The 26,043-nt window shown below is 66.5% G+C and carries 27 protein-coding genes and 1 riboswitch; of the genes, 10 read left to right on the forward strand and 17 right to left on the reverse strand.

Annotated features, from left to right (window positions below):
• Positions 1 to 26 precede the first annotated feature (26 nt).
• Positions 27 to 869, reverse strand: coding sequence for a helix-turn-helix domain-containing protein (locus tag ACAM54_RS09755; RefSeq protein WP_012746986.1), 843 nt, complete (start codon positions 867 to 869; stop codon positions 27 to 29).
• A gap of 88 nt (positions 870 to 957) precedes the next feature.
• Here ACAM54_RS09755 and ACAM54_RS09760 point away from each other — a divergent pair, with 88 nt between their 5' ends.
• Positions 958 to 2,211: an MFS transporter gene (locus ACAM54_RS09760; RefSeq protein ID WP_369650549.1), complete on the forward strand. Its 1,254-nt coding sequence runs from the start codon at positions 958 to 960 to the stop codon at positions 2,209 to 2,211.
• Between the two features lie 19 nt (positions 2,212 to 2,230).
• On the opposite strand, the gene arsC is transcribed toward ACAM54_RS09760, so the two are convergent.
• The 13 genes from arsC to ACAM54_RS09825 form a co-directional block, all read right to left on the reverse strand.
• Positions 2,231 to 2,614, reverse strand: a complete 384-nt coding sequence (gene arsC, locus ACAM54_RS09765) for an arsenate reductase (glutaredoxin) (protein ID WP_145745881.1) — start codon at positions 2,612 to 2,614, stop codon at positions 2,231 to 2,233.
• Positions 2,615 to 2,624: 10 nt separating this feature from the next.
• Positions 2,625 to 3,308 carry a glutathione S-transferase family protein gene (locus ACAM54_RS09770; RefSeq protein ID WP_145745880.1) on the reverse strand — a complete coding sequence of 228 codons (684 nt, stop codon included), beginning with the start codon at positions 3,306 to 3,308 and terminating at the stop codon, positions 2,625 to 2,627.
• Between the two features lie 32 nt (positions 3,309 to 3,340).
• The gene (locus tag ACAM54_RS09775) at positions 3,341 to 3,853 is read right to left on the reverse strand and encodes a 6,7-dimethyl-8-ribityllumazine synthase (protein ID WP_369650550.1); all 513 of its coding nucleotides are present in this window, start codon (positions 3,851 to 3,853) and stop codon (positions 3,341 to 3,343) included.
• Positions 3,854 to 3,950: 97 nt separating this feature from the next.
• A riboswitch (FMN riboswitch) is annotated at positions 3,951 to 4,120 on the reverse strand.
• Positions 4,121 to 4,242: 122 nt separating this feature from the next.
• Positions 4,243 to 5,337, reverse strand: a complete 1,095-nt coding sequence (locus ACAM54_RS09780) for a crosslink repair DNA glycosylase YcaQ family protein (protein ID WP_369650551.1) — start codon at positions 5,335 to 5,337, stop codon at positions 4,243 to 4,245.
• Positions 5,338 to 5,370: 33 nt separating this feature from the next.
• Positions 5,371 to 6,249: a sugar phosphate isomerase/epimerase family protein gene (locus ACAM54_RS09785; protein WP_369650552.1), complete on the reverse strand. Its 879-nt coding sequence runs from the start codon at positions 6,247 to 6,249 to the stop codon at positions 5,371 to 5,373.
• An 8-nt stretch (positions 6,250 to 6,257) separates the two neighbouring features.
• The gene (locus tag ACAM54_RS09790; protein WP_369650553.1) at positions 6,258 to 7,445 is read right to left on the reverse strand and encodes a dihydrodipicolinate synthase family protein; all 1,188 of its coding nucleotides are present in this window, start codon (positions 7,443 to 7,445) and stop codon (positions 6,258 to 6,260) included.
• Positions 7,446 to 7,455: 10 nt separating this feature from the next.
• The gene (locus ACAM54_RS09795; RefSeq protein ID WP_145745875.1) at positions 7,456 to 8,619 is read right to left on the reverse strand and encodes a Gfo/Idh/MocA family protein; all 1,164 of its coding nucleotides are present in this window, start codon (positions 8,617 to 8,619) and stop codon (positions 7,456 to 7,458) included.
• A gap of 31 nt (positions 8,620 to 8,650) precedes the next feature.
• Complete coding sequence (locus tag ACAM54_RS09800; RefSeq protein ID WP_369650554.1) at positions 8,651 to 10,081, reverse strand: enolase C-terminal domain-like protein; 1,431 nt, start codon at positions 10,079 to 10,081, stop codon at positions 8,651 to 8,653.
• A 9-nt stretch (positions 10,082 to 10,090) separates the two neighbouring features.
• Positions 10,091 to 10,870 carry an ABC transporter ATP-binding protein gene (locus ACAM54_RS09805; RefSeq protein WP_369650555.1) on the reverse strand — a complete coding sequence of 260 codons (780 nt, stop codon included), beginning with the start codon at positions 10,868 to 10,870 and terminating at the stop codon, positions 10,091 to 10,093.
• A 45-nt stretch (positions 10,871 to 10,915) separates the two neighbouring features.
• Positions 10,916 to 11,920: an ABC transporter substrate-binding protein gene (locus ACAM54_RS09810; RefSeq protein ID WP_369650556.1), complete on the reverse strand. Its 1,005-nt coding sequence runs from the start codon at positions 11,918 to 11,920 to the stop codon at positions 10,916 to 10,918.
• Positions 11,921 to 11,960: 40 nt separating this feature from the next.
• Positions 11,961 to 12,734 carry an ABC transporter permease gene (locus ACAM54_RS09815; protein WP_369650557.1) on the reverse strand — a complete coding sequence of 258 codons (774 nt, stop codon included), beginning with the start codon at positions 12,732 to 12,734 and terminating at the stop codon, positions 11,961 to 11,963.
• Between the two features lie 34 nt (positions 12,735 to 12,768).
• Positions 12,769 to 13,752: a tripartite tricarboxylate transporter substrate binding protein gene (locus tag ACAM54_RS09820; RefSeq protein ID WP_209499614.1), complete on the reverse strand. Its 984-nt coding sequence runs from the start codon at positions 13,750 to 13,752 to the stop codon at positions 12,769 to 12,771.
• A gap of 152 nt (positions 13,753 to 13,904) precedes the next feature.
• Positions 13,905 to 14,561, reverse strand: a complete 657-nt coding sequence (locus ACAM54_RS09825) for a TetR/AcrR family transcriptional regulator (RefSeq protein ID WP_145745869.1) — start codon at positions 14,559 to 14,561, stop codon at positions 13,905 to 13,907.
• 93 nt (positions 14,562 to 14,654) lie between these two features.
• On the opposite strand from ACAM54_RS09825, the gene ACAM54_RS09830 reads away from it, so the two are divergent.
• Positions 14,655 to 16,382, forward strand: coding sequence for a thiamine pyrophosphate-binding protein (locus tag ACAM54_RS09830; RefSeq protein WP_369650558.1), 1,728 nt, complete (start codon positions 14,655 to 14,657; stop codon positions 16,380 to 16,382).
• On the opposite strand, the gene ACAM54_RS09835 is transcribed toward ACAM54_RS09830, so the two are convergent.
• Positions 16,345 to 16,641 carry a hypothetical protein gene (locus ACAM54_RS09835; protein ID WP_192322904.1) on the reverse strand — a complete coding sequence of 99 codons (297 nt, stop codon included), beginning with the start codon at positions 16,639 to 16,641 and terminating at the stop codon, positions 16,345 to 16,347. The genes ACAM54_RS09830 and ACAM54_RS09835 overlap by 38 nt on opposite strands.
• A gap of 103 nt (positions 16,642 to 16,744) precedes the next feature.
• Between ACAM54_RS09835 and ACAM54_RS09840 the strand changes: the two genes are divergently transcribed.
• Positions 16,745 to 17,527, forward strand: coding sequence for a helix-turn-helix transcriptional regulator (locus tag ACAM54_RS09840; protein ID WP_369650559.1), 783 nt, complete (start codon positions 16,745 to 16,747; stop codon positions 17,525 to 17,527).
• A 39-nt stretch (positions 17,528 to 17,566) separates the two neighbouring features.
• Here the strand turns inward: ACAM54_RS09840 and ACAM54_RS09845 are convergent, their stop codons facing one another.
• Complete coding sequence (locus ACAM54_RS09845; protein ID WP_012747003.1) at positions 17,567 to 18,010, reverse strand: SWIB/MDM2 domain-containing protein; 444 nt, start codon at positions 18,008 to 18,010, stop codon at positions 17,567 to 17,569.
• 155 nt (positions 18,011 to 18,165) lie between these two features.
• A complete protein-coding gene (locus tag ACAM54_RS09850; protein ID WP_145745865.1) occupies positions 18,166 to 19,092 on the reverse strand; it encodes a DMT family transporter in 927 nt (308 codons plus the stop codon).
• A gap of 37 nt (positions 19,093 to 19,129) precedes the next feature.
• On the opposite strand from ACAM54_RS09850, the gene ACAM54_RS09855 reads away from it, so the two are divergent.
• From ACAM54_RS09855 to pheS, 7 genes are all read left to right on the forward strand, one after another.
• The gene (locus ACAM54_RS09855; RefSeq protein ID WP_369650963.1) at positions 19,130 to 19,558 is read left to right on the forward strand and encodes a gamma-glutamylcyclotransferase; all 429 of its coding nucleotides are present in this window, start codon (positions 19,130 to 19,132) and stop codon (positions 19,556 to 19,558) included.
• 247 nt (positions 19,559 to 19,805) lie between these two features.
• Positions 19,806 to 21,125 carry an isocitrate lyase gene (gene aceA, locus ACAM54_RS09860; RefSeq protein WP_145745864.1) on the forward strand — a complete coding sequence of 440 codons (1,320 nt, stop codon included), beginning with the start codon at positions 19,806 to 19,808 and terminating at the stop codon, positions 21,123 to 21,125.
• 293 nt (positions 21,126 to 21,418) lie between these two features.
• The gene (gene thrS / locus ACAM54_RS09865) at positions 21,419 to 23,326 is read left to right on the forward strand and encodes a threonine--tRNA ligase (protein WP_145745863.1); all 1,908 of its coding nucleotides are present in this window, start codon (positions 21,419 to 21,421) and stop codon (positions 23,324 to 23,326) included.
• 105 nt (positions 23,327 to 23,431) lie between these two features.
• The gene (gene infC / locus ACAM54_RS09870; protein WP_080515731.1) at positions 23,432 to 24,052 is read left to right on the forward strand and encodes a translation initiation factor IF-3; all 621 of its coding nucleotides are present in this window, start codon (positions 23,432 to 23,434) and stop codon (positions 24,050 to 24,052) included.
• Positions 24,053 to 24,223: 171 nt separating this feature from the next.
• Positions 24,224 to 24,427 carry a 50S ribosomal protein L35 gene (gene rpmI, locus ACAM54_RS09875; protein WP_007832497.1) on the forward strand — a complete coding sequence of 68 codons (204 nt, stop codon included), beginning with the start codon at positions 24,224 to 24,226 and terminating at the stop codon, positions 24,425 to 24,427.
• A gap of 24 nt (positions 24,428 to 24,451) precedes the next feature.
• The gene (gene rplT, locus ACAM54_RS09880) at positions 24,452 to 24,811 is read left to right on the forward strand and encodes a 50S ribosomal protein L20 (RefSeq protein WP_012747009.1); all 360 of its coding nucleotides are present in this window, start codon (positions 24,452 to 24,454) and stop codon (positions 24,809 to 24,811) included.
• A 112-nt stretch (positions 24,812 to 24,923) separates the two neighbouring features.
• Positions 24,924 to 26,000 (forward strand): phenylalanine--tRNA ligase subunit alpha, encoded by a 1,077-nt coding sequence (gene pheS, locus ACAM54_RS09885; protein ID WP_145745862.1) that lies wholly within the window; start codon positions 24,924 to 24,926, stop codon positions 25,998 to 26,000.
• Positions 26,001 to 26,043 lie beyond the last annotated feature (43 nt).

Here is a 26,043-nt window from a genome sequence, read left to right on the forward strand (position 1 = left end):
AGAGCGCCGTGACGGCATGGCGCCATTCAGGCCAGCGCGGCGGATCGCTTCTTGTGCTGGAAGGACGTGGGCGAACGTCCGGTGGCGGCCTTGAACATGGCGCAGAACGCGCTGTCGGTGGCGTAGCCGCTGGCCGCCGCCACCTGGCTCACGGCCATGCCGCGCGCCAGCAGCGGCAGTGCATGCGCCATCACGGCCTGCTGGCGCCACTGCTGCCAGCTCATGCCGAGCTGGTCTCGGAAGAGCCGCGCCACGGTGCGCTCGCTGGCGCCGATGGCGGCGGCGCGTTCGGCCAGCGTCGCGCGGTCGGCCGGGTTGCGCAGCAGCGTTTCGCACAGCTGGCGCAGCCGCTTGTCCGACGGCAGCGGCACGTCGATGCGGATCTGCGTAGCGCGTTCGAGCTCGTCCACCAGCAGCGGGGCGATCATGCGTTCGCGCTGCGGCGCGTGCGGGTCGGCCGGCGGCAAGCCGTCGGGCGTGGTGTCGAGCGCGAGCATCAGCGCGCGCAGCAGCGGGCTGATCTCGAGCACCTCGCATTTTTCCCACGGCGGGCCGAGCCAGGCATGCAGGTACACGGTGCGCAGCTCGGCGTCCTCGATAAGCATGATGCTGTGCGGCATGTTGGCCGGCACCCAGACCGCGCGCGAGGGCGGCACGATGTAGCTGCCGTCCTGCGTGCTGAGCCGGATCACGCCGCGGGTCGAGAAAGTGAGCTGCGGCCAGGGGTGCTGGTGCAGCTCGACGAAGGTGTCCGCGCTCAGGAAATGTTCCTTGGCGCGCAGCGGCCGGACCGCGTCGGGTGCATAGAGATGCGGCGTGAGCGACGCGACGCTGGTGACCGGGGAAGGGAGTGAAACGGCGCTTGGCATGGTTTCGACAAATGTTGTCGCTGTATCGCCATTCTGCCGCGGCCAGCGGGCATAGCATCGGTGCCTGCGCGGTTTTTTGTAGCAATCCATGTCTTCCTCTCCCTCCCCGACAGCCTCTTCTTCCACCAGCTTGCGCGGCGACGCCCAGCTCATCGGCCTGGTCGGCCTGGCCCATGCCATCAGCCATTTCAGCCAGCTGATTCTGGCGCCACTGTTTCCCTGGCTCAAGGACGCGTTCAACGTGAGCTACACCGAGCTGGGCGCGGTGCTGACGGTGTTCTTCGTGGTCTCGTGCATCGTGCAGGCGGCCTCGGGCTTCATCGTCGACAAGCTGGGGCCGCGGCCGGTGCTGTTCGTCGGGCTGGGCGCGCTGGGCCTGGCGGCCTTCGGCTATGCGCTGGCCCAGAGCTACTGGATGCTGCTGCTGTGCGCCATCGTGGGCGGCATCGGCAATGGCGTGTTCCACCCGGTCGACTACACGCTCTTCAACCGCAAGGTGGCACCGACGCGCCTGGGCCACGCCTACAGCGTGCACGGCATCACCGGCAGCCTGGGCTGGGCGCTGGCGCCGGCCTTCGTGGTGCCGATCGCCATTGCCTTCTCATGGCGCGTGGCGCTGGCCTCGGCCGGTGCGCTGGCCATCGTGGTGCTGCTGGTGCTCTGGGCCTACCGCAGCGTGCTGGCGCTGGACGTGAAGGCGGTGCACAAGGCCGCCGGGCACGGCGAACCGGCGCCCATCGGCGGCGAGTTCGACTTTTTGCGCATTCCGGCCGTGTGGATGTGCTTCGGCTTCTTTTTCTTCTACGCCGTCGTGATCAGTGTGGTGCAGACCTTCGCGCCGGCTGCGGCAGGCCACCTGCATGCGGTGCCGGTGGCGCTGGTGGCGGTGTGCCTCACGGTCTACATGGTGGCGAGCGCGGCCGGCATGGTGGCGGGCGGCTTCCTGGCCTCGGACCCGTCGCGCTGCGAACGCATCGTGGGCATCGGCTTCGGGGTGGCGGCCGCACTGGCGCTGGTGCTGGCCTTTGCGCAGTTTCCGCCGGTGATGGTGCCGGTGCTGTTCGGTGCCATGGGATTCGTGTCGGGTGTCGCGGGGCCCTCGCGCGACCTGCTGGTCAAGCGCTCGACGCCGCCCAACGCCACCGGCCGCGTCTACGGCGTGGTGTATGCAGGCCTCGACATCGGCCAGGCCCTGGCGCCGCTGGTGTTCGGCCGCCTGATGGACCATGGGCAGTACACGAGCGTGATCGCCGGTCTTGCGCTGGTGCAAGGCGTGCTGATTGCCAGCGCCTTCAACGTGACGCGGGTGCGCCGCACGGCGCTGGTGCCGGCCTCGGCCTGACCTCCCCGCGGATTTCGGCTCAAGCCGCGGGCAGGATCTCGCGCACCCGCTCCCAGGGCCGGCACATCAGCGTGCCGCGCGGCGAGACGACGATGGGCCGCTGCAGCAGGATCGGGTTCGCGATGATGAAGTCGAACAGCTGGTCGTCGCTCCACTTCGGATCGGCCAGCCCCAGCGCTTCGTAGGGCGCTTCCTTCGTGCGCAGCAGGTCGCGCGCGCCCAGGCCCATGGCCTTGGCCAGCTCGCGCAGCTTCTTCTTCGAAGGCGGCGTTTCCAGGTACAGGACGATCTCGGGTTCCACGCCGCTCTCGCGGATCAGGCCCAGCACGTTGCGCGAAGTGCTGCAGTTGGGCTTGTGGAAGATGGTCATCGGGTAATCGGTGGTCGGGGTGCGTGCGGCCATGGTGTCGTCGTCAGTCTTTCTGTGTTTCCTGGTCCATCGAGAACGGAAAGCGCGCCGCCCAGAAATCGGCCAGGCGCGGATCGGCATCCACGCGCCGCACCACCTGCGCCATGCGCGGCGCCACGCGGTAGAAGCGCCTGCGCCGCGGCGTCCAGCGCGACAGCACGGTCACGTAGAGGTCGAGCATGCTGATCTTCTCGCCGAGCAGGTAGGGCGCGGGCTCGTCGATCTGCGTGTCCATCAGGTGCCAGCAGTGCGCGATGCGCTCGGCCGTGCGTTCGAGCATCACGGCCTGCGCGGCCGGGTCGGGCGTGAGGCGCGTGGGTTCGTCGCGCACCCAGAACAGCGAGTAGATGGCCGCCGGCAGGTAGACCATCCATCGCAGGTAGCGCGCACGCAGCGGATCGCCGGGCGCGGGGCAGAGCCCGGCCTCCGGATAGCGGTCGCCAAGCCAGATCAGCATGGCGGCGCTCTCGGTCATCACCTCGCCCGACGGCAGCACGAGCGCGGGCACCTGCTGCATCGGGTTGATGCCCGACATGCGCTCGCGCTCGGAGTCGTTCTCCCAGGGTGAGACATCGACGGTGTCGACCTGCGCGCCGATCAGCGTCAGCGCGGCATGGACCGGCGTGGCGCCCGAGCCGGGCGCGCCGTAGAGGGTGTAGCGGTCGTTCGAAGCGGATGAAGAAGCCATCCGCCCAGATTACTTCAGCTGCGTGCCGGTTGTCACGCGGCCAGCACGGCGTCGACCTTCTTCAGGCTCTCGAGCGTCTTCACGCAGGCCTCGGCCACCTCGGTGCCCTTGACGGCGAAGTGGCGGTGGAAGTACTTGCGGTGCTCCACATGCTCGTGGAAGTGGTGCGGCGTGAGCACGGCCGAGAAGATCGGCACATCGGTCTCGAGCTGCAGCGACATCAGCGTGCTGACCACGGTGCCGGCCACGAACTCGTGGCGGTAGATGCCGCCGTCGACCACCAGCGCGCAGCCCACGATGGCCGCGTACTTGCCCGAGTTGGCGAGCCGCTTGGCATGCAGCGGAATCTCGAAGGCGCCGGGCACGTCGAAGATGTCGATCAGCTCGTGCGCCACGCCGAGCCGCTCCATCTCGGCAAGGAAGGCGTCGCGCGCCTGGTGGACGATGTCGGAATGCCATTGCGCCTCGACAAAGGCAATGCGCTCGCCGCGCGGCCTGGCCGTCGCGTCGACGGCGGAAAGGGGAAGGTCGTTGATCTGACTCATGGTGTGCCTCTTGAAAGCAGGTTTCCTGAATCAGGGCGCACGAAACCGCGGGGCAGACCGCGCGCTCCAATGCGAAGCGCGCGGGCCGGCCCGCATTTCGCGCTCTCTTTCATCCGGACTGTGACCGTCGGCTTCGGAATCGCACCGAAATCTGCTGACCCCGCCGCCTGTTGCAGGCCTTGGGCGCTCGCGGGCTCGTGCGGCCCTTCTCTCGAAGAAACCGCCATGACCGCCGGTGGGGAGTTTCGCCCCGCCCTGAGAACGCTTGCCGTCCGGCATGCCGGACGACGGTGCGATTCTAGGAGCGGCCGGCCGCCCGGGTTGTCGCCCGTGCGCCAGACCTTCCGCGGCGCGGGGATTCTCGTTGCATGCAGGAAGGAGGGGGCGGCTCAGCGCTTCGCGAGGAACTGCGTCATGCGTTGCAGTTCGTCGTCCAGCGCCGCGCGGAACGCCGCATCGCGCGGCTTCCGGTCGACGTAGCCGAACGCGGGCCGGACCCGGCCTTCGGGCGCCGTGACGTTGGCCCAGCCGATCACGCGCTCGTGCCAGAGCATCGGCAGCGCGTAGTAGCCGAACTGCCGCTTCGGCGCCGGCATGTAGGCTTCGAACTTGTACGTCCAGCCCCACAGCAGCTCGAAGCGGCGGCGATCCCACACCACGGGATCGAAGGGTGCGAGCAGGCGCACTTCCTCGTCGGGCGCATGGCGCCGCGAAGCCGGGTTTTCATCGACGGGCCAGTACCAGGTGGTGCCATCGATGCGGCAGCTCGCGAGCCGTTCGTCGCGCGCCAGGCGCAGCGCGGCCTGCGTCTGGGCCGACAGATGCGGCGCGCCGTAGCCGAGCAGCCGCACGAGGTACGTGAGGCTCGCGGCCGGAAGCGGCGCGTATTTGCGCACCACCAGGTCGATCAGCGCGGCGGCGCGTTGTGCGCGGCCGGCGGGGCTGTCGTCGGCCGGCACATGCGTCACGGCCTCGTAGACGCGCGTGCCGCTGTCGCGCCGCACCACGCGCAGCATGCCGCGGTAGTGCAGGCCGTCGAGCAGGCGCGTCGTCGCATTGCTCGAGCCGCCCCAGTAGTTCTTGACGCTGCCATGCGCAAAGTGCTGTTCGACTTCACGCGGATGCACCGGCCCGTGCTCGCGCACGAAGGCCAGCACGTCGGCGGCCTTGCGCTGCGTATCGGCATCCCAGGCGCGCCGGGCTTCGCGCGGATGCATCAGCGCCAGGTGCTCGCGCGGCAAAAAGCCGTAGTTGACGAGGCAGTCTTCGTCGATGGAGAGGCGGGTGTAGCGGCTTTCGAGATCGCCTGCGCGGTAGTCCTTCACGCGGTGGCGCAAGGTCAGATCCTGCGCGCGCGCAGGCGCGCGGATCGGGTCGGCCTGCACGAAGCCGAGCCGGCGGATCGCGCCCGGCAACGTGGTCGGCTTGAAGAGGGTGCGCGCTATGGCGTAGCGGCGCAGGTCGTCGAGGGTCGGGGTGGCCATGGGCGAATTGCAGCACAACCCCGAATGTCTTCGCTAGACAGCTTGCTTGTGCCGTTCGATACACGCGTCGAGCGTTTCGCTGCCAGGCCGCTGCCACCAGTCGAGGTTCGAGAAGATCTCGACTTCGCTGAACCCCGCGAAGCCCGCGTCCTCGACCCAGCCGCGGATCTTCTTCAGTTCGACCACGCCGTCGCCCATCATCCCGCGGTCGGAGAGCAGGTCGCGCGTGGGCGTGAGCCAGTCGCAGACGTGATACGCCAGCAGCCGCTCGCGGCCGGCGCGGGCGATCTGCTGCTGCAGTTTCGGATCCCACCAGACGTGATAGATGTCCAGTGCCACGCCCAGCATGCCGCTCCTGCCCGCGTCGAGTTCGTCGCAGATGTCCAGCGCATGTTCGAGCGTGTTGATGCAGGCGCGGTCGGCCGCTTGCATCGGGTGCAGCGGCTCGATGGCCAGCGGCATGCCGACTTCGCGCGCGTACTCCAGCGATGCGGCGATGCCGTCGCGCACCTCGCCGCGGGCGCGGGCAATGTCCTTGTAGGCGGCCTTGCCCTCGAGCGCGCCGGGCAGGGCACCGACCACCAGCACGAGGCAGGGTGCGTTCAGCGTCCTGGCCTCGTCGATGGCGCGGCGGTTGTCGTCGAGCGCAGCCTTCAGGCCCGCTGCATCGGCCGCCGGAAAAAAGCCGCCGCGGCAGTAGCCCGAAAGGCCGATGCCGTGCGCCTTCAGCTGCTTCGCGATCTTGCCGAGCCCGACGGCCGCCACCTGGTCGCGCCACGGGCTGATGGCGCGGATGCCGCGCTCGGCGCACTGGTCGATGATGCGGTCCAGCGGCACCTCGGCCCCCAGCTGCTTGCGCACGGTGGCGGTGTTGATCGACAGCCAGTCGTGGTTCTGTGAGAAGTCGCGCATGGCTTCGATCAACTCTCCACGCCGTGCAGCGCCAGCAGCGTCTTCATGCGCCGCACAGCGAGCTCCGGCTGCTCCAGCAGGTTGGCCGCATCGGCCAGCCGGAACAGCTCGGCAAAGTGCTGCAGCGAGCGCGTGCTCTGCTGGCCGCCCACCATCGTGAAGTGCTTCTGGTGGCCGTTGAGCCAGGCCATGAACACCACGCCGGTCTTGTAGAAGCGCGTGGGCGCCGCAAAGATGTGGCGCGACAGCGGCACCGTGGGGCCGAGGATCGCGTGGAACTTCTCGGTGTTGCCTTGCGCCAGTGCGCCCAGGGCAGCGCTCGCTGCGGGAGCAATGGCGTCGAAGATGCCCAGCAGCGCATCGCTCTTTCCGTGCGTGGGCTCGCTGCCGAAGCCGTCGCCGGCAATCAGCTCGGCGTAGTTGAAGTCGTCGCCGGTGTACATGCGCACGCCCTTCGGCAGGCGGCGGCGCATCGCGATTTCCTTGTCCTTGTCGAGCAGCGAGATCTTGATGCCGTCGACCTTGTCGGGATGCGCCGCGATGATGCCGATCGCGGTGTCCATCGCGGCATCGACGTCCTTCGTGCCCCAGTAGCCCGCCAGTGCCGGGTCGAACATCTCGCCCAGCCAGTGCAGCACCACCGGCTGCTTCGCCTGCGACAGGATGCGGTCGTACACGCGCTCGTAGTCGGCGGGGCTCTGCGCCACGCGCGCCAGCGCACGGCTCGCCATCACGATCAGTTGGCCGCCCAGCGCCTCGATGGCGGCCATCTGCTCCTCGTAGCCGCGGATCACGTCGTCGACGCTCTTCACTTCGTCGAGGTTCAGGTGGTCGGTGCCGCAGCCCGAGGCGACCCGCGCGCCCGGCACGTCCCTGGCCGCGTCGAGCGAGCGGCGGATCAGCTCGAGCGAGGTCGGCCAGTCCAGGCCCATGCCGCGCTGCGCCGTGTCCATGGCTTCGGCCACGCCCAGGCCCAGCGAGAACAGGTGGCGGCGGTAGGCGATGGTCGCGTCCCAGTCGACCGCGCTTTGCAGCCATGGGTCGATCGCGGCCAGCGGGTCGGCCACCACGTGCGCGGCCGAATAGGCGATGCGGTTGAACTTGACGCCCGCATCGGGCTTCACCGGCGCGGTGCCGCGCAGGGCGTAGGGCGCGAGCGAGCCGCTCGCGGTGGGGAGGTTCAGGGTGAGTGCCATGCCCGCCGCCTCAGATCTTCAGCTGCGGCACGTCGATCCAGCGCCGGTCCTTCCACGACGCGAGCGCGGCCTCGACCAGCTGCACGCCCTTGGCGCCTTCGGGCAAGGTCCACTTGTAGGGCTCGTTCTCGACCACATGGCGAATGAAGTGCTCCCACTGGATCTTGAAGCCGTTGTCGTAGACCTGCGAATCCGGAATCTCCTGCCACTGGTCGAAGAAATTCATCATCTGCTTCTCGTCGGGGTTCCACACCGGGCGCGGCGTGGCCACGCGCGACTGGGCGCGGCAACTCGATAGGCCCGCCACGGCCGAGCCGTCGGTGCCGTCGACGTGGAAGGTCACGAGGTCGTCGCGGCGCACGCGCGTGGCCCAGCTCATGTTGATCTGCGCGATGACGGGCTCGCCGTTGTGGCCGGTGAGCTCGCAGGTGGCGTAGGCCGCGTCGTCGGCGGTGGCTTCATAGGGCTTGCCGGCCTCGTCCCAGCGCTTGGGGATGTGGGTGGCGCCAATGCACGAGACCGACTTCACCTCGCCGAACAGGTTGTCCAGCACGTAGCGCCAGTGGCACATCATGTCCAGGATCATGCCGCCGCCGTCTTCCTTGCGGTAGTTCCAGCTCGGGCGCTGGATGGGCTGCAGGTCGCCCTCGAACACCCAGTAGCCGAACTCCAGGCGCACACTGAGCATGCGGCCGAAGAAGCCGGCGCGGCGCAGCATGTCGAGCTTGCGCAGGCCCGGAAGGAAGAGCTTGTCCTGCACGGCGCCGTGCTTCAGGCCCGAACCTTCGGCCAGGCGCGCGATCTCGACAGCCTCATTGAGGTTGGTGGCGATCGGCTTCTCGCAATACACGTGCTTGCCGGCGCGGATGGCCTTGGCCAGCAGCGTGGGGCGCATCTGCGTGGTGCCGGCGTCGAAGAAGATCGTGTCGTCCTTGTTGGCGAGCGCCGCGTCGAGGTCGGTGCCCCAGCGCGCGATGCCGTGCTTCGCTGCGAGTGCTTCCATCTTCTCGGCGTTGCGGCCGATGAGGATCGGGTCGGGCATCACCTTGTCGCCGTTGGACAGCGTGACGCCGCCTTGCGCGCGGATCGCGCAGATGGAGCGGATCAGGTGCTGGTTCATGCCCATGCGGCCGGTGACGCCGTGCATGATGATTCCGAGTCGTTGGGTGGCCATCGTTTTCTTCCTTGGGTGCGAGAGGGGTGCTTCAGTAGACGGAACGCATGGCGTCCCACGAGATGCCGGCGCCGGGCTTGCCGGTGGCAAAGCCGGGCGCGGTGGCGAGCGGCGACAGGTCGAGCTGTCCGCCGCGGATGGCGAGGCGCACGGCGCCGTCGCTCGGTTCGTAGAGGCCGGGATGCAGCTTCAGCAAGGCCTGCTGCTCCGCCTCGGGCACGGCCGCAAGGCCGTTGACGTAATGGTGTCCGTTGCGCTCGACATGCGAGAGGCCGAGCCAGCCGACCAGCGCGAGGTCCTGCTGCACGCCGATGCCGGCCTGCATGGTCAGGTCTTCGCCGGACAGGAAATAGCGGCTCGCCTTCTCCAGGGCGTTCCAGTGCGCGCAGCGCGCCGCATTGACGACCGACTTGTAGAAGCCCTTGCAGCTCTTGCTCGACACGCCGGTGTAGCCCAGCGCACGGGCCTGCACGAAGGCATCGAGCGTGGCGTCGGATTCGTCGATGAGCAGGGGGATGCGCTTGCCCAGCGCTGCCACGTCGCGTTGCAGGGCGGCATCGCGGCGGATCGGCTGTTCGACGAAGGCGGTCTTCTGCGCGAGCTTCCACAGCACGGGCGTCGACAGCATGCGGTCGAGGAAGACGGCGAAGTCGCCGGCGTCGGCGTACTGCTCGTTGCCGTCGAGCGTCACGAGCTGCGCGTGGCCGTCGATCACGCGGGCGATGCGTTCCAGGCGCGCGATGTCCTGCGCCGTGCGGCCGCAGAGCTTGAGCTTGAAATGCGTGAGGCCGTAGCGTTGCACCGCCGCGGCAAGCGTGGTGGGCAGGCCGTCGGTGGGTGCACCGGGCAGTGCGTCGCTGTCGTCGATGGCATCGGCCAGGCCGACCGTGTGGCGCGCCGCGATGCTGGCGCGCGGCGATCGGCTGGCCAGGAAGCCAGACATGTCGAAACCGGCGAGGTCCTCGGCCAGTCCGCTGCCGGCGATGTCGATGCCGCACAGGTTGGCGCTCATCGCCGCGGCAAAGCTCTGGCCCGTGTGCAGGCACAGCGCATCCATCAGCGCGCGGTCGATCAGCGCGGGGCCGTAGCCCGCCACCAGCGCCTGCAGGCCCTTGGCCTTCGCGCGGGCCTGCAGCGCGGCGTAGTTCGACGCGAAGTGCGTCCAGGCGGTCTGCGCTTCGTCCTCGGCCAGATAGGCTTCGCGCGCATCGCGCAGCGCAAACCGAAGCTGCTCGAAGTTCTGCTCGTTGGTCAGCGCCGGGTTCTTGTCGAACCACTTGGGCACCATCATCTCGGCCGCAGAGCCTTCGGCCGTGCGGCCGTTCTCGAAGCGGATGCGCGCCCGCACGTACACCTGGGGGCAGGCCGTGACGGTGGCGGCGCCAAAGCGGAACGGCAGCCTGAGCGCGACGTCGCGCTCGGCAAACCGGATCTCCTCGACGTGGAAACGGGGCGCGTCCATGGGTGCGGCTCAGTGGTCCAGGATGCCCTGCGAGAAAAAGTGCGCGCGCACCTGCCTGGTGTAGGCGCCGAATTCGGCCGAGGCCATCACGTCGAGCGTGCGCGGGCGCGGCAGGTCGATGTCGTAGACCGCAGCGATCGAGCCGGGGCGCTCGCTCATCACGATCACCCGGTCCGAGAGAAAGATTGCCTCGGGGATGCTGTGCGTGATCAGTATCACGGTCTTCTTCGAGGCCATCCAGATGCGCTGCAGCTCGAGGTTCATCTTCTCGCGCGTCATCGCATCGAGCGCGCCGAAGGGCTCGTCCATCAGCAGCACCGAGGGGTCATGCAGCAGCGCACGGCAGATCGACGCGCGTTGCTGCATGCCGCCCGAAAGCTGCCAGGGGTACTTGCCCTCGAAGCCCTTGAGGCCCGCCATCTCCATCAGCTCGCGCGCCCGGGCCTCGGAGGCCGCCTTGGGAAGGTGGCGCATCTCGGCCTGCAGCAGGATGTTGTCTTGCACGCTGCGCCAGGGCAGCAGCACCGCGCTCTGGAACACAATGCCCACGTCCTTCTGAGGACCCTGGATCGGCTTGCCCGCCAGCGTGAGCTCGCCGCCGCTGATCGGCAGCAGGCCCGCCACCATCTTGAGCAGCGTGCTCTTGCCGCAGCCCGAAGGTCCGACGACCGAGACGAACTCGCCTTCCTGGATGGCGAAGTCCAGCGGCTTCAGCGACTCGACCGGTCCGTCCTTGCTTTGGTAGGTCTTCGAGACGCCGTGCGCTTCGATCAGGTTGACTTGGGACATGGAATGCGTGAAAGGTGGCAACAGCGGGTGCGCGGACGGGAGGGGTCAGTTCGGCAAGAACTCGAGCGTCACGTAGTCTTCCGGCTTGCCGCGCGTGGACGCATCCATGCCGCCGTACTGCACCAGGAGGTCCAGCGAATCGTTCACGTTCTTCATCGCGACGCGGAACGGCCGCTGGTTGGCCGTGTCCTTCGTGTGGTAGAGCGCGGCGCTCTGCTTCATGCCCACGATCAGCGTGTCGCGCACGCCGGCCTTGGGGTTGGCCTTGAGCATGGCGTCGACGGCGGCTTCAGGGCTCTTCTCTGCGGCTTCGGCCGCCTTGGTGGAGGCGCGCATGAAGCGCTTCACGAGGTCTGGGTTCTCGGCCAGCAGGTTCTTGTTGGCGATGATGCCGGAGCTGATCTGGTTCACGCCCGAGTCGGCAAAGCGGATCGGCGTCACGGGCTTGCCGGTGGCGTCCTGCAGCTTGATGGCCTGGTCCATCACATAGCCCAGCAGCAGGTCGGCCTGGCCGTTGATCACCGCATTGAGCTTGGTCTGGCCGTCGCCCGAGACGATCTTCACCTGCTCGGGCTTGATGTTGTTGACCTTGAGAAAAAGGGGCCACATCTGCGACATCGAGTCGCCCGGCGTGACGGCCACGGTCTTGCCGATGATGTCCTGGGGCGTCTTGATGTTCTTCTCGCTGAAGCCCATGACCGACATCGGGCTCACCTGGAACAGCACGCCGGTCGACTTGAGCGGTGCACCCTTGGCGGCGGCCTTGATCATGGTCGTGACATCGATGTAGCCGAAGGTGGCCGACTTGGCGGCCACCGCCTGCGCGGTGACGGCGGAGCCGCGGCCTTCCTGGATCTCCAGGTCGATGCCCTCGTCGGCGTAGAAGCCCTTCTCCCTGCCGAGGAAGAAGGGCGCGTGCTCGCTGTACAGGTACCAGTTGAGCATCAGCGTGACCTTGTCCTTGGGCTTGTCGCCCTGCGCATGCGCGGGAGCGATGGCAAAGCTGGCGAGGGCCGCGGCGGCGAGCAGCGAGGGAAGCAGTTTCTTCATGGCGTTGTCTCCTGGAGTTTTCTGGGTATGGCGAAGGAACTCAGTTCGCGTGGCGCTGCGAGGCGTGCCACGGAATCATCACGCGCTCGATGAGGTCGACCGCGACGAAAAGAATCACGCCGATGCTCGACAGCACCACCAGCGCGGCGAACATCAGCGGCAGGTCGAAGTTGCCGTTGGCCACCTGCAGCACGTAGCCGATGCCCGAGTTGGAGCCGACGAACTCGCCGACCACCGCCCCCACCACGGCCAGCGTCACCGACACCTTCAGGCCGCTGAAGATCGCGGGCATGGCTTGCGGCAGGCTGATCTTGAAGAAAGTCTGCAGCCGGCTCGCGCCCATCGAGCGGGCCAGGTCGAGCATGTCGGGCTCGACCGACTTGAAGCCCATCACCGTCGACACCACCACCGGAAAGAAGCCCAGCAGGAACGCGCTGATCACCTTCGGAAAGATGCCGAAGCCGAACCACACCACGAACAGCGGCGCGATCGCCACCTTGGGAATGCTCTGCGAGAACACCAGCAGCGGGTACACGTACGACTCGACCAGCCGCGAGTAGGCGATGACCATCGCAATCGGAATGCCGATGACGATCGTCAGGCCGAAGCCGCCGAGCGTGGCGAGCGTGGTCTTCCAGCTCTCGGCCAGCAGGCGCGGCCATTCGGCCACGAGCTGCTTCACCACCTCCCACGGCGGCGGAATCAGGTAGGCCGGAATCCTGAAGAGCCGGATCGCCACGTCCCACAGCACCAGCAGCAACAGGATCAAGAGGAACGGGCGCAGGGCCGGAGAAAGCAGCAGCTTGCGGAGCATGAAGACGACCCGGGGGCTTTTCGAAGGAGGCTTGCTATTGCTGGACCGAGAGGCCCGCGGCCTTCACGAGCTGGGCATTGCTCGCGATCTCGTCCTTGATGTAGGCGTCGAACTGCTCGGGCTTGAGCGTCCAGGCATCGGCGCCCAGCTTGAGGAAGCGCTCCTTCACCTCGGGCGTGGCCAGCGCCTTTGCCACTTCGTCGTGCAGGCGGTGGACGATGTCGCGCGGCGTCTTGGCGGGCGCCATCATCCCGATCCAGAAATTGAACTCCGAGCCGGGCACGCCGGCCTCGCTGGTGGTGGGCACGTCGGGCAGGGCGGCGGCGCGCTTGGGCGAGCCGACGGCGAGCGCGAGCAGCTGGCCCTCCTTGATCTGGCCGATCACCGGCGCGATGGGCGAGAAGTAGTAGTCGACGCGGCCCGAGAGCACCTCGGTGACGGCCTCGCCCGATCCCTTGAAGGGGATGTTGGTGGCATCTATCTTCGCGGCCATCTTGAACTTCTCGGCGTTCAGGTGCGTGGCGCTGCCCTGGCCGGCCGATGCGAAGTTCATGCTGCCGGGCTTGGCGCGCGCGGCGGCCAGCAATTGCGGCAGCGTCTTGATGTTCTTCGCCGGCGAGATCACCAGCGCGTTGGGCAGCGACGAGATCGGCGTGATGCCGGCAAAGTCGCCCACCGTGTCGAACGGCAGCTTGGCGAAGGTGGAGGGGCTCACCGTGTGCGACGACGAGTGGATCATGATCGTGTAGCCGTCCGGCGCGGCCGTGGCCACCGCCTGCTGGCCGATGGTGCCGCTCGCGCCGCCGCGGTTGTCGATGACGAGCGCCTGGCCCATGCTCGCGCCCATCTTGTCGGCGATCGCGCGGGCAATGATGTCGGTGGTGCTGCCGGCCGCGAACGGCACGATCACGCGGATCGGCTTGCTGGGATAGCCGTTCTGCGCGGAAGCGAGGCCGGGCAGCAGTGCGCCCAGGCAGGTGAGCGCCGCAAGGGCGGTGGTGCGTACGAGTTGCTTCATGGTCGGTTGTCTCCGCGCGGTGGGGCCGCTGTCTTGAATCAATCAATTCACCAATAAGTGAATTATCGATTTTAGGAAGGGCTGCGCCGCAGCGTCAACCGCCGCTGCCTAGTGAATACCCGGAGGATCGGGGCCTGGAGGGGGCCGCAGGCTCAGTGCAGGACGTAGCCCAGCACGAGGTCGGTCATGTGCGAAAGGCGCTGGGCCATCGCCTTGGGCGCGCGCAGGTCACGGCCGAAGATGGCCGAGAGCGTGTGGTTGTTCGAGAGGTAGAAGTAGCACAGCGAGGCGATCGAGATGTAGAGCTGCACCGGGTCCACGCCGGCGCGGAACAGCTTGTCGCGCCGGCCGCGCTCGAGCACCGTGTCCAGCATCTGCACCAGCGGCGAGTTCATTTCCTGGATGCGCTCGGAGCGCTTCAGGTGCGCCGCGCAGTGCAGGTTCTCGCTGTTCAGCAGCGTGATGAACTCGGGGTGCTCGAGGTAGTAGTGCCAGGTGAACGAGACCAGCTGGCGAATGGCCTCGACCGGATCGATCTCGTCCAGGTGCAGCCGCTGCTCGGCCTCGCGGATGTCGGCGTAGGTGCGCTCGAGCACCGCCAGGAACAGGTCGTCCTTGCTGCCGAAGTAGTAGTAGATGAGGCGCTTGTTGAGGCCCGCGCGCTCGGCGATGCTGTCCATGCGTGCGCCGGCCAGGCCGCGCTGGGCGAACTCGTCGCGCGCCGACGCAAGGATGGCCAGTTGCGAGCGGTCGGCATCGCGCGAACGCGGCTCGGCCGCTTCGGACGGGGATTCCTTGGAGGCCTTCATGGCGCGAATTTAACCAATTGGTGAATTAACGCAAGGCGTTGGGGGCGGGCGCACATAATTGCCGGAGACATTGCAGCTGAGGTTCGACTTCCCATGAGTACATCACAACCGGCCGGCCACCTGATCGTCGAATGCCTGGTCGAGCAGGGCATGGAGATCGCGTTCGGCGTTCCTGGCGAGAGCTTTCTGGCGGTGCTCGACGGCTTCCATGCCTACCGCGGGCGGGCCCGCTTCATCGTCAACCGGCAGGAGGGCGGCGCGGCCTTCATGGCCGAGGCGCACGGCAAGCTCACGGGCCGCCCGGGCGTGTGCTTCGTGACGCGCGGACCCGGCGCCACCAATGCATCGATCGGCGTGCACACCGCTTTCCAGGATTCGACGCCGATGGTGCTGTTCGTCGGCGACGTCGGCAGCGACTTCCGCGACCGCGAAGCCTTCCAGGAAGTGGACTACGGCAGCTTCTTCGGCCCGGGCACCAAGGGCTTTGCCAAGCGCGTGGAGCGCATCGACGACGCGAACCGCATTCCCGAATACGTGGCGCGCGCCTTCGCCACCGCGATGAACGGCCGGCCGGGGCCGGTGGTGCTGGTACTGCCCGAAGACATGCTGCGCAGCCAGACCGCGGCGCGGCCGCTGAAGCGCGTGGAGGCGGTGCAGCCCTGGAGCGACCCGGGCGCGCTGCGCACGCTGCGTGAACTGCTGCTGAAGTCGCAGCGGCCGCTGGTGATCGCCGGCGGCGGCGGCTGGACGGCGCAGGCCGCGCAGGCGCTGCAGCGCTTTGCCGAGAACTGGCGGCTGCCGGTGGCCAATGCCTTCCGCTTCCAGGACACTTTCGACAACCACCATCCGCTGTATGCGGGCGACGTCGGCATCGCCATCAACCCGAAGCTCGCGCAGCGCGTGAAGGATGCGGACCTCATCCTCGCGATCGGCCCGCGGCTCGGCGAGATGACCACCGGCGGCTACACGCTGCTCGAGGCACCCAAGACGAAGCAGACGCTGGTGCACATCCATGCCAGCGCCGAGGAGCTCAACCGCGTCTACCAGGCCGACCTGGCCATCAACGCCGGCATGAGCGCCGCTGCGCGCAGCCTCGAAGTGCTGAGCGCGCCGCCCACGCTGCCGTGGGAGGAGTGGGCGGTACAGGCCCGTGCCGACTACGAGGCGAACCTCGAGCCGCAGGCGCTCGCCGGTATGCCGGCCGAAGCCCCGCGCGGCCCGGTCGACATGGCGGCGGTCGTCGCGCTGCTGCAGAAGCACCTGCCACCGGACGCGGCCGTCACCAACGGCGCCGGCAACTTCGCGAGCTGGGTGCACCGCTACTTCCGCTACCACGGCCTGGCAAAGGGCCACAAGACGCAGCTGGCGCCCACCAGCGGCGCGATGGGCTACGGCGTGCCGGCGGGCATCGCCGCCAACCTGGCGACGGGCCGGGTGGCCTTCACGATTGCGGGCGACGGCGATTTCCTGATGACCGGACAGGAGCTCGCGACTGCTGCGCAGCACGGAGGCAAGAGCATCATCGTGCTGCTGAACAACGGCATGTTCGGCACCATCCGCATGCACCAGGAGCGCGAATATCCAGAGCGCGAGAGCGGCACCGCGCTGCGCAACCCCGACTTCTGCGGCCTCGCGCGGGCCTACGGCTACGCGGCCGAGCGCGTGACCGAAACCGCGCAGTTCGAGGCCGCGCTGCTGCGCGCGCTGGCGGCCGACACCGGCACGCTGATCGAGATCCCGCTGGACCCCGAGGTGATCACCACGCGCGGCACGCTGGGCTCGATCAGGCGCGCGGCGCAGCAGCAGGCGCAGAACCGATGAGCGTTGCGCGATGGCGCGCCACCTTGTCGCGCAGGGCGGGCGAGCGCAACTCGAACACGTCGAAGAGGCCGAGTGCTTCGAGCGTGGGCAGCAGCGCGACCAGGTCGCGCTCGGCAGCCTGCATTGCCTCGGCGGTCGCACCGGGGTCCTGCAGCAACTGCGCGTTCGCGAGAAAGGCGGCGACCGAACCCTTGCGCAAGGGGATTCCGTTCCTGGTCACGAAATCCTGTCCGTCGGGCAATACATCCTGGGCTTGCATGTGCGTTCCTTTGAAGGCGTCGAGAAGATGGACCCGATGCTAGGCAGCGGTGCGCCCTGCGGCTTGCGGCACGAGGCCAATCGATACCTCCGGCGGGCCAGGCATGTCGGCTGAGGCACCGGTCAGCCTCTGGATCAACGCCTCCGAGGGGCCGCGTGTCACGGGCTATCACGCGCACCAGACCGGACAGCTGTTCGCCTTGCGCAAGGGGCTGCAGCTCATCGAGACGCCATCGGGGCGCTGGGTGCAGCCTCCGGGGTGGATCGGCTGGATCGCACCGCGCTGCGCGCATGCGGCGCAGAGCTTCGGCGCGACCGTGGGCTGGAGCCTGCACATCGATCCGGCGATGGCGGCCGGCCTGCCGGGCGGTCCGCATGTGTTCGCCACGACACCGCTGATCCGGGCGCTGGTCGATCGGCTGGCATCGCTCGATGCTCCGCGGGCGGCGTTCGAAGAGCGCCGCCTGCGCCTTGCCGCCGTGCTGATCGACGAACTGGCCGCCAGCGCAACAACGCCGTCGCTCCACCTGCCGATGCCCGAGGACAAGCGCCTGGCGGCGATGGCCGCGGCGCTCGCGAACGATCCGGCCATGCCCGACACCATCGACCAGTGGGCGCACCGCATCGGCATGGCGCGCCGCACGCTCACGCGCCGCTTCGCCCGCGAGACCGGACTGAGCTTTGCGCAATGGCGGCAGCAGGCGCGCCTGCTGAAGGCCGTCGAGCGGCTGAGCCTCGGCGAATCGGTCACGGCCGCGGCATTGACGGTTGGCTACAGCTCGGTGAGCGCGTTCATCGAGACCTTCCGCAAGAACTTCGGCTGCACGCCGGCGCGCTTCTTCGAGGAGGAAGCGGCGCTGCCGCAGGCGAAAAAAAAGCCGGCATGAGCCGGCTTTCTGATGCGGGAGCGCGGGGCCCCCGGGTGCTTACTTGACGTGCTTGCCGATCAGCGCGGCCAGTTCGAACATCGACACTTGCGGCTTGCCGAAGATTTCCTTCAGCTTGGCATCGGCGTTGATGTTGCGCTTGTTGGCCTTGTCCTGCAGGTTGTTCTTCTTGATGTAGTCCCACAGCTTGCTCACGACTGCGGTGCGCGGCAGAGGCGTCGAGCCCACAACGGCGGCGAGTGCCGGGCTGGGGGTCAGGGCCTTCATGAACGCAGCGTTGGGCGTGCGCTTCTTGGCGGGAGCGGCCTTCTTTGCAGGAGCCTTCTTCGCCGGTGCAGCCTTCTTCGCAGGAGCAGCAGCCTTCTTTGCGGGAGCCGCCTTCTTGGCCGGTGCGGCCTTCTTCGCAGGAGCCGCAGCCTTCTTTGCGGGAGCGGCCTTCTTTGCCGGAGCTTTCTTGGCCGGAGCCTTCTTTGCAGTTGCCATGGTTGATTTCCTTTTTTGGTTAAACAGTCACCAATGAAAAACTTGCGTCTCCAGTGGCATTGCGGATGCTAAAGGAGAAAAAACGCGTTTCCAAGGGAAAAAGCGGTTTTTTCATTGGGAGTTGTTGTTTTTTCAGAGGGGAGAACCCGCGGTTTTCAGCTTCGGGGCGCGGGCCAGGTCGCCAGCACCACGCCAACCAGTGCAAGAGCGAATGCCAGCAACTGCGCCGCAGAGAGGCTTTCGCCGAGCACCAGCACGCCCACGAGGGCCGCGCTCACGGGCAGCATCACGGCAAACACGCCCGCTTGCGCAGCAGGCACATGGCGCAATCCGGTCATCCAGAGCCACACGGTCCAGATGCTCGCGGCCAGCGCATAGACCACGAGCAGCGCCCAGGTTCCAAGGCGCACCGCCGTGAAGTCGAACTGCAGCGCCAACCAGATGCCGAAGGGCATCGACAGCACGAAGCCCCACAGGTTGATGAGCGAGGAGATCCGCTTGGGGCCGAGGCGGCCGGTGAGCGACTTGCCGATCACCGCATAGGCCGTTTCGCAGAGCACCGCGCAGAACACGAGCAGGTTGCCGAGCCACGGCATCGAAGGCGCAGCGGCGCCGTTGTTGCCCGCCGCTGGTGCATGCGCTGGCGTCAAGGCCAGCAGGCCGATGCCGATGGCAGCGCAGCCGATGGCCAGGCCGATGCGCAACGTGATGCGCTCGCGCAGGAACAGCCAGCTCGCCACCGCCACGGCCGCCGGGATGGACGCCATGATCACGCCCGCGGACACCGCGCTCGTCAGGCTCACGCCGAACAGCATGCAGATCGAGAACAGGAAGTTGCCGAGGAACGATTCGAGAAAGACCAGCCCGCGCGTGCGTGCGCTCATCGGCGGCTCGCCCGGTGCGCGCCGCAGCCAGTGCGGCATGGCCAGCGCCGCGATGCCGAAGCGCAGCCAGGCGAGCAGCAGCACCGGAAAGGCCGCTACAAGGGGCTTGGAGAGGGCGACGTAGCCGCCGACGAGCGACATGCTCAGGGCCAGGCAGCCATAGGCCAGCAGGCGGCTGGCGGGAGCAGTGGTGTTCAATAGACTGGACGGCTTTGTTGGAACGATGGATTCGATGATGCCCCAATCCCCCGAGCCCGAGGGCGTGCCGGACGCAAGCGCGCAGCAACACGTCTTTGTCTACGGCACCCTGCGCCGCGGCGGGCGCAACGACATCGCACGCTACCGGCCCGCGCCGGTCCACGTGGCCGACGCGTGCATTGCCGCCACGCTGTACGACCTGGGTGCCTACCCCGGCGCGGTGCTCGGCGGCGAGCGGCGCGTGGTCGGCGAGATCTACCGCATCGCGCAACAGGTGGAGGCCGAGCTCGACCGGCTCGAGGGCGTCGCCGACGACGGCTCCGGCGAATACATCCGCCGCCACCTGATCGTGGAAGCGGGTGCGCAGCGCTTCGAATGCCTGGTCTACGAGATCCATCCGTCGCGCATCGAAGGGCGCGCAGTGATCGACAGCGGCGACTGGATGGCGCACGCCGCAGCCAGTTGAGGTGTTTTCGGTGTTCGGTTTTCACGCCTGAAAGATCGATTGCACATTGCGAAAAAGACGGCTGCTGCGGCGCAATATTTTTTCTCGATATGAGAAAAATAATTTTGCATTGAGAAATGTCTTTGTAAGTGGTTGATTTTCATGGATTAAAAATATGTCTTCTATAAGACATAAGAGTCCGGCTTCGGTTTAGAGTAGCTCCACGGCCGCAGCGCCCGATCCTTTCAATCAACCTCACGGAGTGACCATGCCCCAGACCCTCACCGAACAATTGAGCCGCGAACAGCAAATTGCCGCCCTCGAGAAAGAGTGGGCCACCAATCCCCGCTGGAAGGGCATCAAGCGCGGCTACAGCGCCGCCGACGTGGTTCGCCTTCGCGGTTCCTTCCCCATCGAGCACACGCTGGCGCGCCGCGGCGCCGAGAAGCTCTGGGAGCTGGTGAACAACGAGCCCTACGTCAACTGCCTGGGCGCGCTCACGGGCGGCCAGGCCATGCAGCAGGTGAAGGCCGGCGTGAAGGCCATCTACCTGTCGGGCTGGCAGGTTGCCGCGGACGCCAACACCTACTCGTCGATGTACCCGGACCAGTCGCTGTACCCGGTGGACTCGGTGCCGACCGTGGTCGAGCGCATCAACAACACCTTCCGCCGCGCGGACGAGATCCAGTGGTCCAAGAACGTGAACCCCGGCGACAAGGGCTACGTCGACTACTTCGCCCCCATCGTCGCTGACGCCGAGGCCGGCTTCGGCGGCGTGCTGAACGGCTTCGAGCTGATGAAGGCCATGATCAAGGCCGGCGCCGGCGGCGTGCACTTCGAAGACCAGCTCGCCTCGGTCAAGAAGTGCGGCCACATGGGCGGCAAGGTGCTCGTGCCCACCACCGAGGCCGTGCAGAAGCTCATCGCCGCGCGCATGGCCGCCGACGTCTGCGGCACGCCGACGCTCGTGATTGCCCGCACCGACGCCGAAGCCGCCGACCTCATCACCAGCGACTACGACGAGAACGACAAGCCCTTCCTCACCGGCGAACGCACCGCCGAAGGCTTCTACAAGACCAAGAAGGGCATCGACCAGGCCATCAGCCGCGCCATTGCCTACGCCCACTACGCCGACCTGGTGTGGTGCGAAACCGGCACGCCCGACCTCGAGTTCGCCAAGAAGTTCGCCGACGCGGTCCACAAGGTGCACCCCGGCAAGATGCTGGCCTACAACTGCTCGCCGTCGTTCAACTGGAAGAAGAACCTCGACGACGCCACCATCGCCAAGTTCCAGAAGGAACTCGGCGCCATGGGCTACAAGTACCAGTTCATCACGCTGGCCGGCATCCACTCGATGTGGTTCAACATGTTCGACCTGGCGCAAGACTACGTGCAGCGCGGCATGTCCGCCTACGTCGAGAAGGTGCAGGAGCCCGAGTTCGCAGCGCGCGATCGCGGTTACACCTTCGTCTCGCACCAGCAGGAAGTCGGCACCGGCTACTTCGACGAGGTGACCACGGTCATCCAGGGCGGCAAGTCCAGCGTCACGGCGCTGACCGGCTCGACCGAGGAAGAGCAATTCCACTGATCCGCTGAATCCGCCAGCACAACAATTTCGCTGTCACCTTCGAGCCCGGCCGAGCGCCGGGCTTTTTTTGTGCCCGGCGGCCAGCGGATAGAATTGCGGTCTCTGCACCCAACAAGAGCGAGAAAGGCACCTTGGTTATGACACCGCGAACTACTCCGCAAGGATTCAGCGGCTTTTTCTTCGTCTCCGAAGAAAAGGGCCGGTAGCCCGCGCTCGCTGGTTTCTTCCAGCTCTCATCCCAAGCAAAGCGCGGCCAGTCACCGCGCTTTTTGTTTTTTCGCCCGAGGTTTTCCATGATCCAGATCACGCTTCCCGACAACTCGCGCCGCGAGTTCCCCGGCCCGGTTTCGGTGGCCGAAGTTGCCCAGTCCATCGGACCCGGGCTCGCCAAGATGACGGTGGCCGGCAAGGTCGACGGCAAGCTCGTCGATGCCAGCGACGTCATCGACCATGACGCCAGGCTGCAGATCATCACGCCCAGGGACGACGAGGGCCTGGAGATCATCCGCCACTCGACGGCCCACCTGGTCGGCCACGCGGTGAAGCAGCTCTACCCGACGGCCAAGATGGTCATCGGTCCGGTGATCGAGGAGGGCTTCTACTACGACATCTCCTACGAGCGCCCCTTCACGCCCGAGGACATGGCCGCCATCGAGGCGCGCATGCGCGAGCTCATTGCGCAGGACTACGACGTGGTCAAGAAGATGACGCCGCGCGCCGAGGTCATCGAGGTCTTCAAGTCGCGCGGCGAGGACTACAAGCTGCGCCTCGTCGAGGACATGCCCGACGAGCAGGCCATGGGCCTGTACTACCACCAGGAATACGTCGACATGTGCCGCGGCCCGCACGTGCCGAACACGCGCTTCCTGAAGGTCTTCAAGCTCACGAAGCTCGCCGGCGCCTACTGGCGCGGCGACGCCAAGAACGAGCAGCTGCAGCGCATCTACGGCACGGCCTGGGCCGACAAGAAGCAGCTCGACCAGTACATCCAGCGCATCGAGGAAGCCGAGAAGCGCGACCACCGCAAGCTCGGCAAGGAACTGGACCTGTTCCACATCGACGAAGTGGCGCCGGGCGTGGTGTTCTGGCACCCCAAGGGCTGGGCCGTGTGGCAGGCGGTGGAGCAGTACATGCGCGGCATCTACCGCGACACGGGCTACTGGGAAGTGAAAGGCCCGCAGATCCTCGACAAGAGCCTGTGGGAGAAAACGGGCCACTGGCAGAACTACCGCGACAACATGTTCACGACGGAGTCGGAAAAGCGCGAATACGCGCTCAAGCCGATGAACTGCCCGGGCCACGTGCTCATTTTCAAGAGCGACCTGCGCAGCTACCGCGACCTGCCGCTGCGCTACGGCGAGTTCGGCCAGTGCCACCGCAACGAACCCAGCGGCGCGCTGCACGGCATCATGCGCGTGCGCGGCTTCACGCAGGACGACGGCCACATCTTCTGCACGGAGGACCAGATCCTCGAAGAGTGCGTGGCCTACACGGCGCAGCTGCAGAAGGTCTATGCCGACTTCGGCTTCACGGACATCCTCTACAAGGTGGCCACGCGCCCCGACAACCGCGTGGGCTCCGACGAACTCTGGGACAAGGCCGAGCACGCCGTGATGGAGGCGCTGCGCCGCTCGGGCGTCGATTTCATCATCTCGCCCGGCGACGGCGCCTTCTACGGCCCCAAGATCGAATACACGCTGAAGGACGCGCTGGGCCGCCAGTGGCAGTGCGGCACGATGCAGGTCGACTTCAACACGGCCGAGCGCCTGGGCGGCGAATACGTGACGGAAACGAGCGGCCGCGCCCACCCCGTCATGCTGCACCGCGCCATCGTCGGCAGCCTCGAGCGCTTCATCGGCATGCTGATCGAACACCATGCCGGCGCGCTGCCCGCATGGCTCGCTCCGGTGCAGGTGGCGGTGCTCAACATCAGCGAAGGACAGGCCGACTACGCCGCTTCAGTGGCGAAAACGCTGCAGAATCAAGGGCTTAGGGTCCAGCTGGATCTGCACAACGAGAAGATTACGTATAAAATACGCAAGCATTCGTTGCAAAAGCTTCCCTACATCCTTGTCGTGGGCGACAAAGAGAAGGAAGCTGGTGCCGTCGCAGTGCGCGCCCGGGGCAATCAAGACCTCGGTGCAATGTCCCTCGAATCGTTCGTGCAACGGCTCGTCCAGGATGTTGCTGACAAGCGTTGATTTGTCCCGGAAGCACCCTCATATGTGCTTCTCGTCCCAATCATGCCGCTTGTCCGCGAGGACTGACCCGGCTTCCGCTACAGATTTTGTAGCAATTTTTGAAGGATTCTGACCATCGCTACTGCATTTCGCGACCGCCGCCACCGCGAGGAACGCCAACACCGCCTGAACCGGGAAATCATGGCCCCGGAAGTCCGCCTTGTAGGCCCGGAAAACGAGCCATTGGGTGTTATGAGTCTCTCCGAGGCCTTGCGCCTCGCCGGTGAGGCTGACGTGGATCTGGTAGAGGTCGTTGCCGCGGCCAATCCGCCCGTGTGCCGTCTGATCGAGTACGGCAAGTTCAAGTACCACGAGCAGAAGAAGGCGGCCGAGGCCAAGTCGAAGCAGAAGGTCATTGAGGTCAAGGAAATCAAGTTCCGCCCCGGTACCGACGACGGCGACTACAACATCAAGATGCGCAACATCAAGCGCTTTCTTGAAGAGGGCGACAAATGCAAGATCACGCTGCGCTTCCGCGGCCGCGAGATCACGCACCAGGAGCTCGGCCTGGCGCTGCTGCAGCGAATCCGTGATGAGCTGGGCGACCTGATCGTCGTGGAGCAGTTCCCCAAGCTCGAAGGCCGGCAAATGATCATGATGATCGCGCCGGGCCGCAAGAAGCCGGGTGGCGGCGGTGGTGCCGCAAAGCCGGCTTCTTCGGAAGCGTCGGCGCCCGCGGCGGCCTGAAAAGGCCGCCACGGCGGCAGGTAAAGAGAGTCAGCAGGGTTTGAAGAATTTCGCCGCTGCCGGCGCTTCGCAAGAAGGGCAGGCAGGGGCGGGATAAAGAAGTGTCTCGGGGCCAACAAGTCCGTGGAGTATCCGCGGCGCCTCACGAGCACAAATTAAAGGAGCATTCACATGCCCAAAATGAAGACCAAGAGCAGCGCGAAAAAACGTTTCCGCGTTCGTCCCGGTGGCACCGTCAAGCGCGGTCAAGCCTTCAAGCGTCACATCTTGACGAAGAAGACCACCAAGAACAAGCGTCACCTGCGTGGTGCAGTCGCAGTGCATGAGACCAACATGGTTTCTGTCGCCGCCATGCTGCCCGGCCGTGGCATTTAACTTAGACGAACAAGGAGTACACACATGCCTCGCGTCAAACGTGGTGTAACGGCTCGCGCCCGCCACAAGAAAGTTCTCGCACTCGCCAAGGGTTTCCGCGGTCGCCGCGGCAATGTCTTCCGCATCGCCAAACAGGCGGTGATGAAGGCTGGGCAATATGCCTACCGTGACCGCCGCACCAAGAAGCGCGTATTCCGTCAACTGTGGATCGCGCGTATCAACGCCGCCTCGCGCGAACTGGGCCTGACCTACAGCCAGTTCGCCAACGGCATCCGCAAGGCCGGGATCGAGATCGACCGCAAGATGCTTGCGGACATCGCAGTGCACGACAAGGCCGCTTTTGCCGGCATCGTGGAGCAGGTCAAGGCCAAGCTGGCTGCTTGATTCTGCACAGCAGGGGTGCCGCCTTCGGGCGGCTTCCTGCGCCCACGGCACAAGGGCTGGCGCTTGAAAAGGCTCCAGCTCTTTTTTTATTTCCCGCCTAATTTTTGTTGCTATGAACGAGTTGGACTCCCTTGTCGCCACCGCCCGCGCCGCCTTCGCCGAAGCGAAAACGCCCGCCGAGCTCGAAAACGCCAAGGCCCAGTTCCTCGGCAAGTCGGGCCGCATCACCGAGCTGATGAAGGGCATGGCCGCGCTCAGCGTCGACGAGAAGAAGTCGCGCGGCGCCGCCATCAACGTGGCCAAGCAGGCCATCGAGTCCGCGCTGACTGAACGGCGCCAGCAGCTGGCCGACGAAGAGCTTTCGCTGCAGCTGCGCGCCGAGGCGCTCGACGTGAGCCTGCCCGGCCGCCGCCGCATCCCGGGTGGCCTGCACCCCGTGAGCCGCACGCTGGAGCGCATCGAGGAGATCTTCTCGAGCATGGGCTTCGACGTGGCCGACGGCCCCGAGATCGAGAGCGACTGGCATAGCTTCACCTCGCTCAACAACCCGCCGAACCATCCTGCGCGTTCGATGCAGGACACCTTCTATGTCGACCTGAACGGCGACGACGGCATTCCCTACAACCTGCGTCCGCACACCAGCCCGATGCAGGTGCGCTATGCGCATCAGCACATCAAGAAGTACGCGGCTGAATTTGCAGCCGCGGCCGCCGACGCCACCGGCACCGTCAAGGCGCCCGAGATCCGCGTGATCGCACCCGGCCGCACCTACCGCGTCGACAGCGACGCCACGCACTCGCCCATGTTCCACCAGTGCGAAGGCCTGTGGCTCGGCGAGAACGTGAGCTTCAAGGACCTGAAGGTCGTGTTCACCGACTTCTGCCGCACCTTCTTCGAGAGCGACGACCTCGTGCTGCGCTTCCGTCCGAGCTTCTTCCCGTTCACCGAGCCCAGCGCCGAGATCGACATCCAGTTTGCGAGCGGCCCGCTGGCCGGCCGCTGGCTCGAGGTCGCGGGTTCGGGCCAGGTGCATCCGAACGTGGTGCGCAACATGGGGCTCGACCCCGAGCGCTACATCGGCTTTGCCTTTGGCATGGGCCCCGACCGGCTCACCATGCTGCGCTATGGCGTGAACGACCTGCGCCTCTTCTTCGACGGCGACCTGCGCTTCCTCTCGCAGTTCCAGTAAGCACCCGTCCATAGAAACAGAAACCGAATACGAGATCGAAGAG

The sequence above is a fragment of the Variovorax sp. V93 genome, assembly GCF_041154485.1.
Taxonomy (GTDB): Bacteria; Pseudomonadota; Gammaproteobacteria; order Burkholderiales; family Burkholderiaceae_C; genus Variovorax; species Variovorax beijingensis_A.